The sequence below is a fragment of the Achromobacter sp. MYb9 genome (assembly GCF_002975275.1).
Taxonomy (GTDB): Bacteria; Pseudomonadota; Gammaproteobacteria; order Burkholderiales; family Burkholderiaceae_B; genus Achromobacter.
On record NZ_PCOQ01000008.1, the window covers coordinates 37,999 to 55,346 of the forward strand.

The following is a 17,348-nucleotide window of genomic DNA, read 5'->3' on the forward strand; positions in this document are numbered from 1 at the left end:
ATGAAATTCGATACTCCCGCCACACAGAATCCCATCGATCAGTTGAAAATCGTCGGCCATGGCGTAGACCGCATCGACGGTCCATTGAAGAGCACGGGCAAGGCCGTTTATGCATACGAACACCACGACACGGTGCCCGATGCGGCCGTCGGCTATGTGCTTGGCGCGGCGATTGCCAAAGGACGGATCCGCGCCATGGATATCGAAGCGGCGCGGCGCGCGCCCGGTGTGCTGGCCGTGGTCACCGCGCAAAATGCCGGCAAACTGGGCAAGGGAAAAATGAACACCGCCACGCTGTTGGGCGGGCCCGAGATCCAGCATTACCACCAGGCCATCGCGCTGGTCGTGGCCGAAACCCTGGAACAGGCGCGGGCGGCAAGCCGGCTGATCCGGGTGCAATACGAGCGCGCGCCCGGCGCGTTCGACCTGGCGGCCGAGAAAGCCGCCGGCGACTCCGCCGCTAAGAAACCCGGCAAGAAAGCGGGCGGCCAACCCAAGCCGGACGTGGTGGGCGACTTTGAAGGGGCCTATGCGGCGGCCGCCGTGAAAATCGACCACACCTACCGCACGCCCGATCAATCCCACGCGATGATGGAGCCGCATGCGTCCACCGCCGTGTGGGAGGGCGACGCGCTGACGTTGTGGACATCGAACCAGATGGTCGACTGGGGGCGCAGCGACGTGGCCAAGACCCTGGGTTTGCCCAAGGACAAAGTGCGATTGATTTCCCCCTACGTGGGCGGCGGTTTCGGTGGCAAGCTATTCGTGCGGGCGGACGCCCTTTTGGCGGCGCTGGGGGCACGCGCCGCCCGGCGGCCGGTCAAGGTCGCGCTGGCGCGTCCGCTGGTCGCCAACAATACGACGCATCGGCCCGCCACAATCCAGCGCATCCGCATCGGGGCCGGGCAGGATGGCAAGATCACCGCGATCGCGCATGAAAGCTGGTCGGGCGACCTGCCGGGCGGAAATCCCGAAGAAGCCGTGCAGCAGACGCGCCTGCTCTACGCCGGCGCCAACCGGCTGACCGCGCTACATCTGATGGAACTGGATTTGCCCGAGGGCAACGCGATGCGAGCCCCTGGCGAGGCGCCGGGGATGATGGCCCTGGAAATCGCCATGGACGAGATGGCCGAAGCACTGGGCATGGATCCCGTGGAATTCCGAGTGCGCAACGACACGCAGGTAGACCCGGCAGCTCCTGCGCGCCCGTTCTCCCAGCGGCGCTTCATCGAATGCCTGCGTATCGGCGCAGCGCGTTTCGGGTGGGCGGAACGCCGCGCGCGCCCCGGCGCAAGCCGAGATGGCCGGTGGCTCGTGGGCATGGGCATGGCGGCGGCGTTCCGCAACAATCTGGTGACCGATTCGGCCGCGCGTGTGCGTCTGGATGCCGCGGGCCAGGTCATCGTGGAAACCGACATGACCGATATCGGCACCGGCAGCTACACCATCATCGCGCAGACCGCGGCCGAGATGCTGGGCGTGCCGCTGGCGAAAGTCATCGTGCGCCTGGGCGATTCGGCTTTCCCGGTGTCGGCCGGTTCCGGCGGGCAATGGGGGGCCAACAGTTCAACGGCCGGGGTGTATGCGGCATGCCAGAAATTGCGTGCCGCAGTTCTGGAACGCCTGGGCTTCCCTGCTGAGGGGGCGGTGTTCGCGGATGGTTCCGTGACGGAGGCGGGCGGCCGCACGGCGCTGCTGCGACAGGCGGCCACGGACGGCGACCTGGTCGCCGAGGACGTGCTGGAATTCGGCGACCTGGACAAGCAATTCCAGCAGTCCACGTTCGGCGCCCACTTCGTCGAAGTCGCGGTGGACGCCTACACGGGCGAGACCAGAATCCGCCGGATGCTGGCAGTGTGTGCGGCGGGGCGCATCCTCAACCCGAAGACCGCCCGCAGCCAGGTGATCGGCGCGATGACGATGGGTATCGGCGCGGCGCTGATGGAGGAACTGGCGATTGACCAGCGGGCCGGTTCCTTCGTCAATCATGACCTGGCAAGCTACGAGGTGCCGGTGCACGCCGATATCCCCGTGCAAGAGGTGATCTTCCTGGACGAAACCGACCCCGTGTCGTCGCCCATGAAAGCCAAGGGCGTGGGCGAGTTGGGTCTGTGCGGGGTCGGGGCGGCGATTGCCAATGCGATCACCCACGCCACCGGGGTGCGCGTGCGGGAGTATCCCGTCACGCTGGACAAACTGCTGGCAGGGTTGCCGGACCCGGCCTGACTGTCAAGGCGCGTGGGCTCCCGCCATCGTGCCGGCCTGGCCGCTTTCCTCCAGTAGCCAATCCCTGAAGGCGGCGACGGGCGGGGTGGCAAGCTTGTCCGGCGGGGCCAGGAAAAAGTAGCCTGCTCCAGTGCTGAAGGCTTCGTCGATGGCGGGCGCCAGAACGCCTTGGCGCAATTCGTCCTCCACCAGGAAAGTCGGCAGCAGCCCGATGCCGATGCCCGACGCGACGGCCTGGATCAAATGCGTCGTCAGCTCGAACTGGGCACCCCAGCGCATGGTCCGCACGGGCAGTTCATGCGCTTCGAACCAGCGCTGCCACACCGCCGGTCGGGCCGCCACTTGCAGCAAGCTGTGCTGAGCCAGATCGGCCGGTTTGCGGATAGGGTGGCGGGCCGCCAGCTCAGGGCTGATCACGGGGATGACGTGTTCATCCATCAGGCGGTAAGACGCCAGCCCCGGCCAATCGCCATCGCCCACGGCAATCACGGCGTCGATGCCGGCCAGATCCAGGTCAAAGCGCGTGACCCGCGAGTGCAGATGGACCAGGATGCCGGGGTGCTTTTCATAGAACCGGTTCAGCCGGGGCATCAGCCATTTCGCGGTAAACGTGGGCAGCGCGGCCAGATGAAAGGCGCCGCGCCCGGTCCGGTGCGAGATGGCTTGCAGCGACGCACTGCGGATGCGTTGCAGCGCCGCTTCCAGTTCCTTCTGATACCGCATGCCGGCTTCGGTCAGCAAGATGCGCCGCTTCTCGCGCCGGAAAAGGGCCACTTCCAGCAGATCTTCCAGCGCCTGCACTTGGCGGCTGACCGCACTTTGCGTCAACGCGAGTTCGGTCGCTGCACGCGTGAAACTGAGATGGCGCGCGCTGGCTTCAAAAGCCAGCAAGAGTGACATGGACGGGGTCAGGCGGCGCGGGTTCATTCTGTAAATACATGACGGGTAGGGGTTCACTATACCGTGCGGCCCGCCTTTTTCTCGCTTTGGATAGGGTCTATGACTAGCCGTCATCCCTGAATGGGTCATTCATAAAACGAATGATCTACCTGACTATTTTCCGTTTTCAAACCGCCGTTCAATGGCCGAAAATCAAATCAAGCGACGGGCAGATTGCTGCCGGTCCGGATAGGTTCCACGACGGAGGTAAGGATGGATTTGGGTATCACGGGCAAGACCGCGCTGGTGCTGGGCGGCGGCGGCGGGCTGGGTGGCGCCATCGCCGCATCGCTGGCGCAGGAAGGCGCGCGGGTGGTGGTGGCGGATCTGAACCTGGAGGCGGCCACCGCCACGGCGGACCGGATCCGGGCGGACGGGCTGACCGCCTTTCCGATGCAATGGGATCTGCGGGCGCTGGATGCGATCGATAGCCAGGTCGCATGGATCGAGTCCCACGTGGGCGCCGTTGATATCCTGGTCAACAACACGGGCGGGCCGCCGCCCACGCCCTCGTCGGGCCAGGCGGCCGATCTATGGCGCGAGCACTTCGAAGGCATGGTGCTATCCGTCATCAAGCTGACCGACCGCGTGTTGCCCGGCATGCGCGAACGGCAGTGGGGCCGGATCATCACCAGCACCTCGTCCGGCGTGATCGCGCCGATTCCGAACCTGGGCATTTCCAATGCGCTGCGCATGTCGCTGGTGGGGTGGTCCAAGACCTTGGCGCGCGAAGTGGGCAAGGACGGCATTACGTCGAACATCGTGTTGCCCGGCCGCATCGCCACCGCGCGTATCTCGTTCCTGGACGAGGCGCGCGCCAAGCGCGAAGGACGCAGTGTGGAGGAAGTCAGCCGCGAAAGCACGGGCAGCATCCCCGTGGGCCGCTATGGCGATCCGAAGGAGTACGGCGACGCAGTGGCGTTTTTGGCCAGCACGCGCGCCAGCTACATCACTGGATCGACGATCCGCGTGGACGGCGGCCTGATCGCCAGTATCTGAACGTAGTCAAAGACACTCGAGCTATTCAAGGATGTTAAAGATGAAACTGACCGCTGACGCCAAGGGCGTATTCCCCATCGCGCCCACGCCGTTTTTCGATGATGGCGCGGTGGACCGCGCATCGATCGACCGGATGATGGATTTCTACCAGTCTTGCGGCGCGACCGGCTTGACGGTGTTGGGCCAACTGGGCGAAGCCCCGAAGCTGGATTTCACGGAATCGCTGGAGATCGCCTCGCAGGTGATCGGCAAGGCGGGCGGCATGCCCATCGTGGTGGGCGTGTCGGCGCCGGGCTTCGCGTCCATGCGCTCGCTGACCCGCGCCGTGATGGACCTGGGCGCGGCCGGCGTGATGATCGCACCCCCCAACACGTTGCGCACCGACGACCAGATCGTCACCTACTACCACCAGGCGGTCGACGCCATCGGCGACGACGTGCCGTTCGTGCTGCAGGACTATCCGCTGACCTTCTCCGTGCAGATGGCGCCATCGGTCATCCGGCGCATCGTGACGGACCTGGCCTCGTGCGTGATGCTCAAACACGAAGACTGGCCCGGCCTGGAAAAGATCTCGGCGCTGCGCCGCTTCGAGGCCGAGGGCGCGATGCGCCATATCTCGATCCTGTGCGGCAACAACGGCCTGTTCCTGGACTACGAAATGGCGCGCGGCGCCGATGGCGCCAACACCGGCTATTGCTTTCCCGACATGCTTTGCGACTTCGTGAAATGGATGGGCGAGGGCAAGACGGAAGCCGCGCACGACCTGTTCGATGCGCACCTGCCGCTGTTGCGCTACGAACAGCAACCGGGCGTGGGTCTGGCGGTGCGCAAGTACGTGATGATGCGCCGCGGCATCCTGTCCAGCGCGGCTCAGCGCCGCCCGGGCGGCGCGCTGACGCCCGCGGCAAAGGCCGAGGTGGACCATCTGCTGACCCGGCTGGGCAAGCACGATCCACGCGCGAAGAACCTGGTTTAAGCCCCCAGCGCCCGGACTTCGTCGTACAGCGCCCGGCTGACCCAGACGCCTTCCTGCTCGCTCTTGGCGCGGGCTTTGAAGCGGCGCTCGGAGGGCAGGCGGGCGCCCTGGCCCGCAATGGCGTCCAGCATGGCTTCGGCACCGGCGTCGTTCAGGGTGCGCTGCCCCCGGCCAAGAATGCCGGGGTCCAGCGCGATCAGCAGTTCTCCGTGCAGCGGCGTGCCCTTCGCGCCGGCGTCGAACGCCTGCGATTGCAGGCTGGTCCAGTCACCGATCAGGGGGCCGGCCAACAGTTCGATCATGGTGGATAGCGCCGAACCCTTGTACGAACCGAAGGTCAGCATCGCGCCGGCAAGGCCGGCAGCGGCGTCGGTGGTCGGCTGCCCGTTTGCGTCGATCGCCCAGCCTTCGGGGATCGGCTTGCCGGTGCGGCGGTGCAGTTCGATCTCGCCGCGCGCCACCATGCTGGTGGCGAAGTCGAACACGTACGGGTTGCCCGCCGGGCGCGGCCAGGCGAATGCCAGCGGATTCGTGCCGAACACGGGCCGGGTGCCGCCGGCGGGCGCCACCCAGCTGTGGCTGGGCGTCATGGCGATGCCCGCCAGGCCGTGTTCGGCGATGGCCTCGACTTCAGGCCACAGCGCCGAGAAATGGAAGCAGTTGTTGATTGCCAGCACGGCCACGCCATTGCGTTTTGCCTTGTCCGCCAGATGCGGCAGGCCTTCCTGGAATGCCAGCAACGAGTAGGCACGTTGCGCGTCCACTTGCACGACGGCTGGCGCGGGATGCGTGATCAGCGGCAACGCGTCCGGGTCCACCAGCCCTGATTGCAGCGTTCGTACGCAGATGATCAGGCGATACAGGCCGTGCGATTGGCAATCGTCGCGTTGCCCGGCGGTGATCGTCTGGGCGATGGCCGCCGTATGGGGCGCCGAAAAACCGTTGCGGCTAAGCACATCAACCGATAAATCGTAGACCTGGTCTATCGAGAGATTGATCATGTCCGTGTTCACGTTGCCTCCGGTACTGCGTTGCATGGCCGGCTCCAGCAGAGGATGCCAGTCGAAAGAAATGCGGGGCGCGGGATAGGCTGCGCGCATCCAGTGTAGCGGCGGTGCAAGGGGGCGCCACGACAAGTAGGACGTTTACGGCACGCTGCGCTGCGCTGCGCGTGCTAGGCGCCCTGCGCAATCTGGCGGAAGGAATCGCCAAATTCCTCCAAGGCACTTTCCAGGCGCCAGACACAGGCGTCAAGCGCATGCGCATCTTGCGTGGGGTCTGAGCAGATTCGCTCCAGCTCGGCGCAGAGCGTGCCCAGCTGCGCGTCGCCCGTCATCTGTGCCGCGCCCTTGATGCGGTGGGCAAGCAGGCTCAACCCGGTCCGCTGTTGGTCTGCGTGGAGCGTGCGCAGTTGCAGCAGGTCCTGGTCGTTGGCGCGAGTGAAGGCGTTAGCCAGCGTGCGGATGCGGCAGGGGTCGGCAGACGTCAAATCGGTCAGCATGCGCAGCCGTTGTTCGTGGCGCGCTGATCGTGTCGGGAGAGGCTCGTCGCCAGGGAGAGTGGTCTGACTCATGCTCGACCATTGTGCCGCAGACTGTCTTTCGTATTCTTCCTATTTTTTTAGTTCGGAAGACCGCAGCAATATGTCCCATACGCCGAAATGGGTCTTGAGCCCGGCGAACCGCCTATGCGAATCATCCGTCCTATGCCATCACGATACATTCGCGTCATTGTCGCCGACGATCATCCCGCAGTGGCCTTGGGCGTCAGCCCGAGAAAGAAGGGTTCCAGGCGCTGTCCCGGCCAGATACCGCCGCCTGGACCCGCGCCTGAAATCCTGCAGGGCTTAGAAGCCCACGGCCTGTCCGTCGCGGCGCGAGTCGGACGCCGCCACATAACCCCCTTGCGGCAGGCGGCAGATCAACTGGGCAGAGCCAAATTCCAGGCTGTCCACCGGCGCCACTGCCACGTTATGTCCACGCGCGCGCAACGCGTCCACCACATCCGCCGGCAGGTGCGCTTCCACATTCACGACGGGGCCTTTCTCCACGCGGAAGCGCGGCGCGTCGCTCATGGCCTGCGGGTTCTGGCCGAACGCGGCCAGGCGCGTGACCATCTGCAGGTGACCCTGCGCCTGCATCGATCCGCCCATCACGCCGAACGACATCAACGGCTGACCGCCACGCGTGACGAATGCGGGAATGATCGTGTGCATCGGCTTCTTGCGCGGCGCGACCTGATTGGCGTGGCCGGGCGTCAGCACGAAATTCAGCCCACGGTTGTGCAGACTGATGCCGGTGCCGGGCACGACCACGCCCGAACCGAAGCCGTGATAGTTGGACTGGATGAACGACACCATCGTGCCGTCCGCGTCGGCCGTGGTCAGGTAGACCGTGCCGCCGGTGGCGGGCGTGCCTGCGGTGGGCACGCTGGCGCGGTCCATCGAGATCAGGCGCGCGCGTTCGGCCAGGTAGGCGCGATCGAGCAGGGCGGTGGCGTCGGTGCGCATGTGGCGCGGATCGGCGACATGGTGGTGCAGGTCGGCGAACGCCAGCTTCATCGCTTCGATGCTGACATGGTAGTAATCGGCGCTGTCGCGGCCCATGCCTTCCAGGTCGAACTGTTCAAGCATGCCCAGCGCCATCAGCGCCGAGATGCCTTGGCCGTTTGGCGGGATTTCGTGCAGTTCCACATCGCGGAACGACTGCGAAATGGGGGCGACCCATTCGGGGCGGTGTTCCGCCAGGTCGGTGGCGCATAGCGCTCCGCCGGTCTGGCTGGCAAAGTCCGTGATCTTGCGGGCGAGTTCGCCGCGGTAGAAGCTGTCGCCGCCGGTTTCGGCGATGTCGCGCAGCGTCTTGGCCTGGGCGGGGAAGCGCCACCATTCACCGGCCTGCGGAGCACGCCCTTGCGGCAGGAAGGCCTCGGCGAAGCCCGGCTCGTGGGCGAGCTTCGGCGCTTGGGTAGCCCATTGGCGCGCGATGGTGGGCGAGACGGGGAAGCCCTCTTCGGCGTAGCCAATGGCGGGTTCGAACAGTTTGGCGAACGGCAGTTTGCCGAAACGCTCGGAAAGGGCCTTCCAGCCAGCGACCTGGCCGGGCACGGTAACCGTGCCCCAACCCGTGCCGGGCATGGCGTCGCGGCCATTGAAGTATTCAGGCGTCCATGCGGCCGGTGCGCAGCCGCTGGAGTTCAAGCCATGCAGGCGGCCGTCGTGCCAGACCAGCGCGAACATGTCGCCGCCGATCCCGTTCATGACGGGCTCGACGACGGTCAGGGCGATCGCGGTGGCAATGGCGCTGTCAACGGCATTGCCACCGGCCAGCAGCATGCGTAGTCCCGCCTGCGCAGCCAGCGGCTGGCTGGTCGCTACCGCATTCGCGGCCAGGACCGGCAATTTTCGGGAAGCGTACGGGAAAGACCAATCGAAGGGGGAGGACATGGATGCTGGAACTCGTAGAAAGGGTTACTGCGGGGTGATGCCGGCTTGGTCGATCAGTTGCTTGGTGCGCGGGATTTCGGCCTTGATGAAGGCGGCGAATTCCTCGCGGCTGCCACCGCGCGGTTCAGCGCCAGCTTCGGCGAGCTTACCGCGCAATGCCGGATCGGCCAGCACCTTGTTCACCGCCCGGTTCAGTTTGTCGAGGATGGGCGCGGGCGTGCCTTCGGGGGCGACCAGGCCGTACCACGGGGCGATGTCGTAGCCGGCGTAGCCTTGTTCGGCGATGGTGGGAATGTTCGGGGCCAGCGCCGAGCGCTGCGAATTGGACATGCCCAGCGCCAGCAGCGAACCGCTCTTGACCTGCGGCAGGCCGGTCATGATGGTGTCGAAGTACATCGACACCTGGCCGGAGAGCAGCGCCGGAATGGCTTCGCCCGCGCCTTTGTACGGCACGTGGAGGATATCGATGCCGGCGATGGACTTGAGCATTTCGCCCGCCATGTGCGAGGTCGTGCCGGTGCCGAACGAGGCGTAAGTCAACTTGCCCGGATTGGCGCGCGCGTAGGCGACCATTTCGGGCAGGGTCTTGAACGGCTGCTGGGGATTGGCCAGCAGAATGTTGGGTGTGTAGGCCACCATGGACACCAGCGCGAAGGCGTCGGGGTTGTAGGCCAGGCGCTTCTGCAGGAACCGGTTGGTGACGACGGCGGCCGGGCCGCCCATCAGCAGCGTGTAGCCATCCGGCGCGGAGCGGGCCACCGAGGCGCTACCGATCGCAGCCGCGGCGCCCGGACGGGCTTCCACGACGAAGGGCTGGCCCAGTTCCGTGGCCAGCGCTGCGCCCAATTGGCGAGAGATCAGGTCGGTGGCGGAACCTGCCTGGAAGGGTACGACGATGCGCACGGGATGCTGCGGCCAGTCGGTGGCGGGGGCGCTTGCTTGCGCGCCGGCTTGGGCCGCGAACGCGACGGCGGCGACGCCGGCCAGCGTCCGGATGAGACGAAATTTCATGGATTCCCCTTGATCGCGTGATGGAAAACAAATGCTGCCGGGCGGGTCTGCCGCCCGTTCCGGCGTGTCGGACGCATGGAAGCGCCCTCCGGAGACGATTAGACGGGAAGGCTGCTGGCCAGACTATTGGTGTTTGCATCCATGGATCACTGGATCCAGTTTGTGTTATTTTTGCGTTTATCTATCATGGCGGCTTTCCAAGCCCGGGGACCACGATGCTGCAATTTCAAAAGACAGCGATCAGCGCCGAAGACGAGGCGTACCTGCATTTGCAGCGCGAGATCCGCCTGGGCCGCTATGCGCCCGGGCAGCGCCTGGTGCCCGACGTCGTCGCCAGCGAGATCGGCACCAGCCGCATGCCGGTGCGGGGCGCCTTGCGCCGCTTGGCGTCCGAAGGCCTGGTGGAAATCCGCGCCAACCGCGGCGCCGTGGTGCGCGGACTGAACCAGCAGGAAATGCTGGAAGTCTTTGAAATGCGGTCCGTGCTGGAAGGCTTGGCCATGCGCAACGCCGTGCTGCATATGAATGCCGAGCACATCCGCCGCCTGTCCAATTTGCTAGACCAGTTGGAGCAGGGCTCGGGCGATTACCTGGACTGGACCACCGCGCACCGCGAATTCCATGAATACCTGTGCGGCTTCTGCCAGCAGCCACGCCTGCTGCGCCAGCTCTCGGAGCTGCATTCCGTGGTGGAGCCTTACATGCGCTTATGGGCGGCGCAGCCCGGCCGTGTGTTGCGCGTGCGCGAATCGCATCAGGAATTGATCGACGCGCTGCAGACCCGCGACCCCGACCGCTGCGAGGCCGCCATGCGCCAGCACGTCCTGAATACGGTTCCCGCTTTGCAGGCGTTCCTGGAACAGGCGGCCTGACAGCGGGGCCTGACCGCGCGGCCTGCTCAGGCCTCGTTCAACCGAACATCCACGGGCTTTTTGCGGCGGAACTTCATTTCGCTGGCCAGCACCCCGGCCACGATCAGCGCGGCGCCCACAAGCGCCAATGCGGGTAGCCGGTCGCCCGCCAGGCGGCCGACGATGCCGCCCCAGACTGGCTCGCCTGCGTAGATGACCGTGGCGCGCGTGGGCGACACGGATTTCTGGGCCCAGTTCATCGTCAACTGAATCACGGCGCTGGCCAGGCCCAGGCCGATGGCGGCGCCGGCCCACAGCCACGAGAATGCGGGAATCGACTCCCCCAGCACTGGCATCAGTGCAAAAGACACCAGCCCGGCCGTCAACAGCTGCACCGCGGTGACGCGGCGGCTATCCACGCGTTTGGCGAACAGCCCGATCAGAATGATCTCGGCGGCAATCGCCACGGCACCCGCCAAGGTAGCGACTTCGCCCGGGCTGAAGCTCAGCGAGCCTGCTTCGGGGCCGGCCAGCAGGACCAGGCCGGTGAACGCCAGCGCCACGCCGATCCAGCTCATCAGGCCGGGAGGGCGCCTCAGCACGGCCCACTGCAGCAGCGGCACGATCGGCACGTACAAGGCGGTGATGAACGCGGATTGGCTGCTGGTAATGGTGCGCAGGCCATGCGTTTGAAGGTAGTAGCCCAGGAACAAGGCGCAACCGATGGCGATGCCGGCGCCGACTTCAAACCGGGTGATCGCCATCATGTGCTTGCGGAACAGCAGCATCGTCACCAGCCCGGCAATGGTGAATCGCACGCCTACGAAGAACAGCGGTCCGCTATGCTGCATGGCGATGTGAATGATGAGGAATGTGCTGCCCCACAGCATGGTGACCAGCACCAGGGCGATTTCCTGGCGCGTCAGGGCGAACATCGATGTCTTGGGCGGCACGATTGACTTCAATAGCTACGAAATTATGAGCAATATACTGCACATTACGCCTACGGGCAGCGATGTTCTGACGCATGTGGGCGCCAACTTGCGGCGGATCCGCAAGCAGGCCGGGCTGAGCCAGACGAATCTGGCCGATGCGTCGGGCATCAGCCGGCGCATGATCGCGGGGGTGGAGGCCGGAACGGCCAACATCAGTCTGTCCAGCCTGGATAAATTGGCCGGCGCGCTAGGCGTGGGCTTCGTGGACCTGGTCAGCGACCCCCACCGCGAACGCCGCCGCATCGAGGCCATGGCCTGGCGCGGCAAACAGGCCGGCAGCCAGGCGGTACTGCTGGGCGCCGCCCCGGCAAGTTGCGAGGCGCAGTTGTGGATCTGGACGCTGGCGCCCGGTGAACACTATCTGGCCGAGCCCGACCCGGACGGGTGGCACGAAATGGTCTATGTGATTGAGGGCGCGCTGCGGCTGGAATTGTCCGGCGTGCCGCAATCCGTCGCCGCCGATGATTTCGCCATCTACAGCAGCGCGCAGCCTTACGCGTATTTCAACGATGGCGACGCGCGTGTGCGCTTCATGCGCAACGTGCTTCGATAACACGTCCGGTGACCGAACCGGAATAGGGGTGCAACCGCCATGACGCGCATCGCCGGCATATTGCCAGGAGTAATATGTCGCGTCCGGCGGCGTATGTCACCGGCCAAGAACAAGCCGTTTGGCGCCTGGCCCTTTCCACCCGTGTCGATAGCGGATTCCTTCCGCGCTTCCCCTGCGGTGTCTGCAAGCCTTGGCGCATGAGCGGCCATAAGAAGACATCGAGGAGAAGCACTTGGACAAGCAAGAGTCGGGCGGCTGGTATTTCGGCTGGAACATCGTCGGCGCCGCCGCGGTACTCACCCTGTTGACCGTCGGCCTGCGCATGGGCATCGGGCCGTTCTTCCTGCCGATGGCGGACGGGCTGGGATTCTCGCGCAGCCTGCTGTCGGGCATCGTCGCCGTCGGCATGCTGTGTTACGGGCTTGCCATGCCGCTGGCCGGTTATCTCGTCAGCACGCGCGGCACCCGGTTCGTGCTGCTGACCGGCACCGCCATCGTCGTGGCGTCGTCCTTGTGGACGGTGTTCGCGCGGGGGCCCATCGAATTCCTGCTGTCGTTCGGCGTGGCGCTGTCCGTCGGGCTGGCCTTCACCAGCCCCGTGGCGCTGACGCCCGTGATCAGCCGCTGGTTCACCCGCCAACGCGGCATGGCGCTGTTCTTCCTGTCCACCGGATCGATGGCGGGCATTGCCCTGATGACGCCCACCCTGACGTTCGCGATCGCCGCCGTGGGCTGGAAGGAAACGCTGCTGGCCTTTTCCGTGCTGTTCGCCTTGCTGACCGTGCCGGTCGCGCTTTTCATCATGCGCGACTCGGCGCCAGAGCATACGGACCTGCTGCCGCACCAGATCATGGACGCCAAGCCGTCCGCCAAGCCTGCGGCCCGCGGCCCGGCGCCGAACGTGCGCGACGCGTTGCGCACGCTGCCGTTCTGGCAAGTGGCGTTGGGGCTGTTCGCCTGTGGCTACAGCATGAACCTGCTGGGCACGCATGGCATGCCGATGCTGATGGACCATGGCTTTGACGCCACCACCAGCTCTTTGGGCATCGGCCTGATCGGCCTGGTCGCCATCTTCAGCACGCTGGTACTGGGGCGCATGTCCGATCAGGTCGAGCGGCGCAACATCCTGGCCGCCATCTATCTGGTTCGCGGGCTGGGTTTCTTCGCGCTGGTCATGGTGGGGGCGCACTGGGAGTTGTACGCCGCGGCCACCATCGGCGGCATCGTCTGGGCGGGCAGCATCGCCTTGTCGTCGGCGATCCTGGCCGACGTCTACGGCATCCGCCTGGTGGGGGTGCTGTATGGCCTGACGTATCTGGGCCACCAGGTGGGTGGCATGATCAGTTCGTGGCTGGGCGGGTGGGCGTTCGATACCTTCCACACCCATTGGGTCGCCTTCGGGTCGGCAGGCGTGTTGTTGCTGCTGGCCGCGGCGATTTCCCTGCGGCTGCCGGGGAGCGGCCTTGCGCGCGCGCCGGCAGCCGTGGGGCGCTGACTTAGCGGTCTTTCAGCAGCGAGACCAGTTCGGGCACGTAGCGCTCGCCACCGCCTTGCGTGACGGCCTGGTCGAACGTGTGCTGCACGGCGGCGCCGATTTCGCGCACGGCGCCGGCTTCCGCCGCCATCGTGTTGTAGTAGGACAAGTCCTTCTGCGCGTTCGACATGAAGAAGCGCAGCGACGACGGGTCCTGTTCCAGCAGGTACGGCTTGATGCGCTCCAGCGCCACGCCGCCGCCGCCGCCCTTGGCCAGCACGTCGGCGAACACGGCCGGGTCGATGTCGGAACGCAGCGCGCAGGCGGCCGCTTCCGACAGCAAGGCCACCACGCCCAGCGACACGTAGTTGTGCAACAGCTTCATGCGGTGGCCTGCGCCCACCGGGCCGGCGTGCGTGATGTTCTCGGCAAAGCAGGCCAGGATCGGCTTGCACTCTTCGAACAAGGCGGCGTCACCGCCCACCAGCAGGTTCAACCGGCCTTCAGCGGCTTCCTTCGGGGTGCGCGTCATCGGCGCGTCCAGGAAGCGGCCGCCGGATTCGGTCACGGCCTGCGCCACCTTCACGGTGGACGAGGGGATGGCGGTCGAGCAATCGATGATCACGGTGCCAGGGCGCAGGCCTTCCAGCACGCCGCCGGCGGACAGCAGTACGGCTTCCACCTGCGGGCTGCCGGTCACGCACAGGATGATCACGTCCGACGCTGCGGCCAGGGCGGCGCCGCTGGCCACGCTGGTCGCGCCTGCGGCCTTCAGGGCGTCCAGGGGCTGGTTGCCCGGGTGCTCAAGGACGGTGAGGGTGTGACCATGCTTGACCAGATTGCTTGCAATGCCGTGGCCCATGAGGCCGATACCAACCATGCCGACTTTCGCCATCTTCCACTGCTCCTGCCATGTATAGGGATGTGTTGTGGCGTAAATCTTACTCCGTCTTCCGGGGGCGGCGGCAGGCCGCGACGCAGGCCTCGCCGGCCGCGGGCTTCTTTGCGATACTGCGGCGTACTCCCTACTATTCCGACCCCTTCAGGATCCGAACCCGATCCATTTCGCGAGCGTCCATGGCAGATACCATTCCTTCGGGCTACGAGCCCTGGCAGCCCAGTAGCCCCTTCATGACCCATCTGGCCGAACTTGGCGCGTTATACCGGCACAGCGCAGATTCGGTCCTGGCCATGCGCGTGGGGCAGGCCCACACCAACATGCACGCCATCGCGCACGGCGGGCTGCTGGCCACGTTGGCCGACAGCGCCCTGGGCTTCACGATCGCGCAGCAAGCGCAGGTGTCGGTGGTGACGGTGCAGATGTCAGTGGAATTCCTGAACCCGGTCAAGCCCGGTGACTGGCTTGAAGCGCACGTGCGCATCGACAAGCAGGGCAAGCGGCTGATCTATGCGACGTGCCTGCTGCAGGTGGCCGGGCGCGTCATGCTGAAGGCCAACGCGGTGTTCGCCGTGCGCGCGTCGTCGACACCCGCTTCCGACGGCTAGGCAATCTGGCCGTGCGGTCTGCACGGCGTCTTCCCTTGAATGTTTCGAACGCTGCGTTCGCGCTTTTTGAACGCGCGGCGTGTCCCCCTGGGCACGCGCACCGTTTTGAAATTCCGCGAACGCAGCGTTCGAAACATTCAACTCCTCGTGATGCAGGGCCGCTGACATAATTTTTAAAAAAGCGGCTGATCACGGAGACACTATGCTTCACAACGCCTTGCGCGGCGTCAAAGTCGTGGACTTGTCGCGCATCCTTGCGGGCCCTTGGTGCACGCAGAACCTGTCGGACCTCGGCGCCGAAGTCATCAAGATCGAACATCCGGAACGCGGAGACGACACGCGCGGCTGGGGGCCTCCCGACTTGCGGTCGGGCGACGGCGGCGCGTCCATGTCGGCTTATTTCATGGCCTGCAACCGCGGCAAACATTCCGTCGCAATCGACTTCGCATCGGAAGCGGGCGCGGCCCGCGTGCGAGAACTGGTCGCCGACGCGGACATCCTGGTCGAAAACTACAAGGCAGGCGGACTGCGCAAGTACGGGCTGGACTACGCCTCGCTTGCCCGCATCAATCCGCGCCTGATCTACCTGTCCATCACCGGGTACGGCCAGTCCGGTCCCATGGCCGGAAAGCCGGGATACGACTACGTGTTTCAGGGCATGGGTGGATTGATGAGCTACACCGGGCAACCGGATGGCACGCCCGGCGCCGGCCCGCTGCGCACGGGGGTTGCCGTCGTGGACCTGATGACGGGGATGTACGCCACGTCCGCCGTGCTGGCAGCCTTGCGCCAGCGCGATCAGACGGGGCAAGGCATGCCGCTGGATATCTGCCTGCTTGATGTCGCGGTGGCCCTGAATGCCAACCAGGGCGCCAATTACCTCGTCTCCGGCGTGGCGCCCAAGCGCAGCGGCAACGCGCATCCGAACTGCGCGCCTTACGAAGTGTTCGCGTGCGCCGACGGCCACTTGATTCTGGCGATCGGCAACGACGGCCAGTTCGCGCGCTTCTGTGGCGTGGTCGGGCATCCCGAATGGGCCGCCGATGCGCGCTATGTCACCAACAGCGCGCGCCTGATGAACATGGACAGCCTGCGTCCGCAGGTCGCCGCCACGTTGGCCACCGCGCCGCGCCAGCGCTGGACCGATGCGTTCGACGACGCCGGCGTGCCATGGGGGCCGATCCACACGCTGGACGAAGTCTTCGCGCATCCACAGGTGCTGCATCGGGAACTGCTTCAGACCACCACGCATCCCGTGCTGGGCGAGATGCGGCTGGTGCGCAATCCGCTATTGGCCGGCACGCCGGCCAGCGCATTGGGCGCGGCGCCGCCTTTGCTGGGCGAACACACGGACGCGGTGCTGACGCGGCCGTCCACGATTTGAACTACCCCGAGGAGACAACAATGACACCGATTAAATTCCCGCTGGCCGCGTTGCTGGCTTGCCTGGCCATGCCGGGCGTGGCGGCCGCCGACTATCCCGACAAGCCGATTCGCCTGGTCGTGCCGTATGCGGTCGGCGGCACCACCGACATCATCGCGCGCGTCGTCGGCAACAAGCTCGGCATGCAGCTGGGCCAAGCCGTCATCATCGAGAACAAGCCGGGCGCGGGCGGCAGCATCGGCTCGGCCTACGCTGCCAAGCAGCCCGCTGACGGCTATACGCTGGTGATGGCGGTCGAAAGCTCGCATGCCGTGAACCCCAACGTCTACGCCAAAAGCGCTTACGACCCCGTCCGCGACTTCGCGCCGATCAGCAACCTGGCCGACGTGCCCAATGTGCTGGTGGTCAACCCGGCGCTGCCCGCGCAAGACATGGCCGCGTTCCTGAAACTGCTGAAGGCGGATTCCAACAAGTACGCCTTCGGCTCATCCGGCAACGGCGGGCTGAGCCACATGAACGGCGAGTTGTTCATGAAGACCACCGGCACGCGCATGCTGCATGTGCCATACAAGGGTCTGGGGCCCGCTTTGAATGATCTGGTCGCCGGACAGGTTCAGGTGGTGTTCGACAACATTCCGTCGTCCTACCCGCTGATCCAGGGCCAGCGAATTCGCCCGTTGGCTGTGGCCGCCCGGCAGCGGCTGAAGGTCTTGCCTGACGTGCCGACGTATGCCGAGGCGGGTTTGCCCGCCATGAACAATCCGTCGTGGTTTGGACTGGCCGCGCCCGCCGGCACGCCCGTGCCGGTGCTGGATAAACTAAATGCCGCCGTGCGCCAGGCGTTGGCCGATCCGGCAACCATCGAAGCCATCGAAAAGCAGGGCGCCGTGTCCAGCCCGATGTCGCGCGATGAATTCGGCGCGCTGATCGCGCAATCCTATCGCCACTGGAAGACCGTGGTCGAAGACATCAAGTTCGAGAAAATGCAATAA

General features: G+C 65.7%; 16 protein-coding genes. 9 read left to right on the forward strand and 7 right to left on the reverse strand.

The annotated features are described in order from the left end of the window. Positions 1–2,226 (forward strand): aldehyde oxidoreductase molybdenum-binding subunit PaoC, encoded by a 2,226-nt coding sequence (paoC, locus tag CQ050_RS13765; RefSeq protein ID WP_105557396.1) that lies wholly within the window; start codon positions 1–3, stop codon positions 2,224–2,226. Positions 2,227–2,229: 3 nt separating this feature from the next. Here the strand turns inward: paoC and CQ050_RS13770 are convergent, their stop codons facing one another. Continuing rightward, the gene (locus tag CQ050_RS13770; RefSeq protein ID WP_233214037.1) at positions 2,230–3,126 is read right to left on the reverse strand and encodes a LysR substrate-binding domain-containing protein; all 897 of its coding nucleotides are present in this window, start codon (positions 3,124–3,126) and stop codon (positions 2,230–2,232) included. A gap of 252 nt (positions 3,127–3,378) precedes the next feature. Between CQ050_RS13770 and CQ050_RS13775 the strand changes: the two genes are divergently transcribed. Further along, complete coding sequence (locus CQ050_RS13775) at positions 3,379–4,164, forward strand: SDR family oxidoreductase (RefSeq protein WP_105557398.1); 786 nt, start codon at positions 3,379–3,381, stop codon at positions 4,162–4,164. Positions 4,165–4,204: 40 nt separating this feature from the next. After that, the gene (locus CQ050_RS13780; RefSeq protein ID WP_105557399.1) at positions 4,205–5,140 is read left to right on the forward strand and encodes a dihydrodipicolinate synthase family protein; all 936 of its coding nucleotides are present in this window, start codon (positions 4,205–4,207) and stop codon (positions 5,138–5,140) included. Here the strand turns inward: CQ050_RS13780 and CQ050_RS13785 are convergent. From CQ050_RS13785 to CQ050_RS13800, 4 genes are all read right to left on the reverse strand, one after another. Next, positions 5,137–6,177 (reverse strand): Ldh family oxidoreductase, encoded by a 1,041-nt coding sequence (locus CQ050_RS13785; protein ID WP_105557591.1) that lies wholly within the window; start codon positions 6,175–6,177, stop codon positions 5,137–5,139. The genes CQ050_RS13780 and CQ050_RS13785 overlap by 4 nt on opposite strands. Before the next feature lie 137 nt (positions 6,178–6,314). Continuing rightward, on the reverse strand, positions 6,315–6,713 hold the full coding sequence (locus CQ050_RS13790; protein ID WP_105557400.1) for an Hpt domain-containing protein: 399 nt from the start codon (positions 6,711–6,713) through the stop codon (positions 6,315–6,317). 273 nt (positions 6,714–6,986) lie between these two features. Beyond that, on the reverse strand, positions 6,987–8,582 hold the full coding sequence (gene ggt, locus CQ050_RS13795; RefSeq protein WP_105557401.1) for a gamma-glutamyltransferase: 1,596 nt from the start codon (positions 8,580–8,582) through the stop codon (positions 6,987–6,989). Between the two features lie 24 nt (positions 8,583–8,606). Further along, entirely contained in the window at positions 8,607–9,593 is a 987-nt protein-coding gene (locus CQ050_RS13800) for a tripartite tricarboxylate transporter substrate binding protein (protein ID WP_105557402.1), read from the reverse strand. A 215-nt stretch (positions 9,594–9,808) separates the two neighbouring features. Between CQ050_RS13800 and CQ050_RS13805 the strand changes: the two genes are divergently transcribed. Continuing rightward, positions 9,809–10,465: a GntR family transcriptional regulator gene (locus tag CQ050_RS13805; protein WP_105557403.1), complete on the forward strand. Its 657-nt coding sequence runs from the start codon at positions 9,809–9,811 to the stop codon at positions 10,463–10,465. 26 nt (positions 10,466–10,491) lie between these two features. On the opposite strand, the gene CQ050_RS13810 is transcribed toward CQ050_RS13805, so the two are convergent. Further along, the gene (locus CQ050_RS13810; RefSeq protein ID WP_105557404.1) at positions 10,492–11,379 is read right to left on the reverse strand and encodes a DMT family transporter; all 888 of its coding nucleotides are present in this window, start codon (positions 11,377–11,379) and stop codon (positions 10,492–10,494) included. A 43-nt stretch (positions 11,380–11,422) separates the two neighbouring features. Here CQ050_RS13810 and CQ050_RS13815 point away from each other — a divergent pair, with 43 nt between their 5' ends. Both CQ050_RS13815 and CQ050_RS13820 read left to right on the forward strand, forming a co-directional pair. Next, positions 11,423–11,992 carry a helix-turn-helix domain-containing protein gene (locus tag CQ050_RS13815; RefSeq protein WP_105557592.1) on the forward strand — a complete coding sequence of 190 codons (570 nt, stop codon included), beginning with the start codon at positions 11,423–11,425 and terminating at the stop codon, positions 11,990–11,992. A gap of 232 nt (positions 11,993–12,224) precedes the next feature. Beyond that, positions 12,225–13,487, forward strand: coding sequence for an MFS transporter (locus CQ050_RS13820; protein WP_105557405.1), 1,263 nt, complete (start codon positions 12,225–12,227; stop codon positions 13,485–13,487). 1 nt (position 13,488) lies between these two features. On the opposite strand, the gene CQ050_RS13825 is transcribed toward CQ050_RS13820, so the two are convergent. Continuing rightward, positions 13,489–14,361 (reverse strand): NAD(P)-dependent oxidoreductase, encoded by an 873-nt coding sequence (locus CQ050_RS13825; RefSeq protein ID WP_105557406.1) that lies wholly within the window; start codon positions 14,359–14,361, stop codon positions 13,489–13,491. Between the two features lie 182 nt (positions 14,362–14,543). On the opposite strand from CQ050_RS13825, the gene CQ050_RS13830 reads away from it, so the two are divergent. From CQ050_RS13830 to CQ050_RS13840, 3 genes are all read left to right on the forward strand, one after another. Beyond that, positions 14,544–14,972 carry a PaaI family thioesterase gene (locus tag CQ050_RS13830; RefSeq protein ID WP_105557407.1) on the forward strand — a complete coding sequence of 143 codons (429 nt, stop codon included), beginning with the start codon at positions 14,544–14,546 and terminating at the stop codon, positions 14,970–14,972. A gap of 202 nt (positions 14,973–15,174) precedes the next feature. After that, positions 15,175–16,356: a CaiB/BaiF CoA-transferase family protein gene (locus CQ050_RS13835; RefSeq protein WP_105557408.1), complete on the forward strand. Its 1,182-nt coding sequence runs from the start codon at positions 15,175–15,177 to the stop codon at positions 16,354–16,356. 20 nt (positions 16,357–16,376) lie between these two features. Then, the gene (locus CQ050_RS13840; RefSeq protein ID WP_105557409.1) at positions 16,377–17,348 is read left to right on the forward strand and encodes a tripartite tricarboxylate transporter substrate binding protein; all 972 of its coding nucleotides are present in this window, start codon (positions 16,377–16,379) and stop codon (positions 17,346–17,348) included.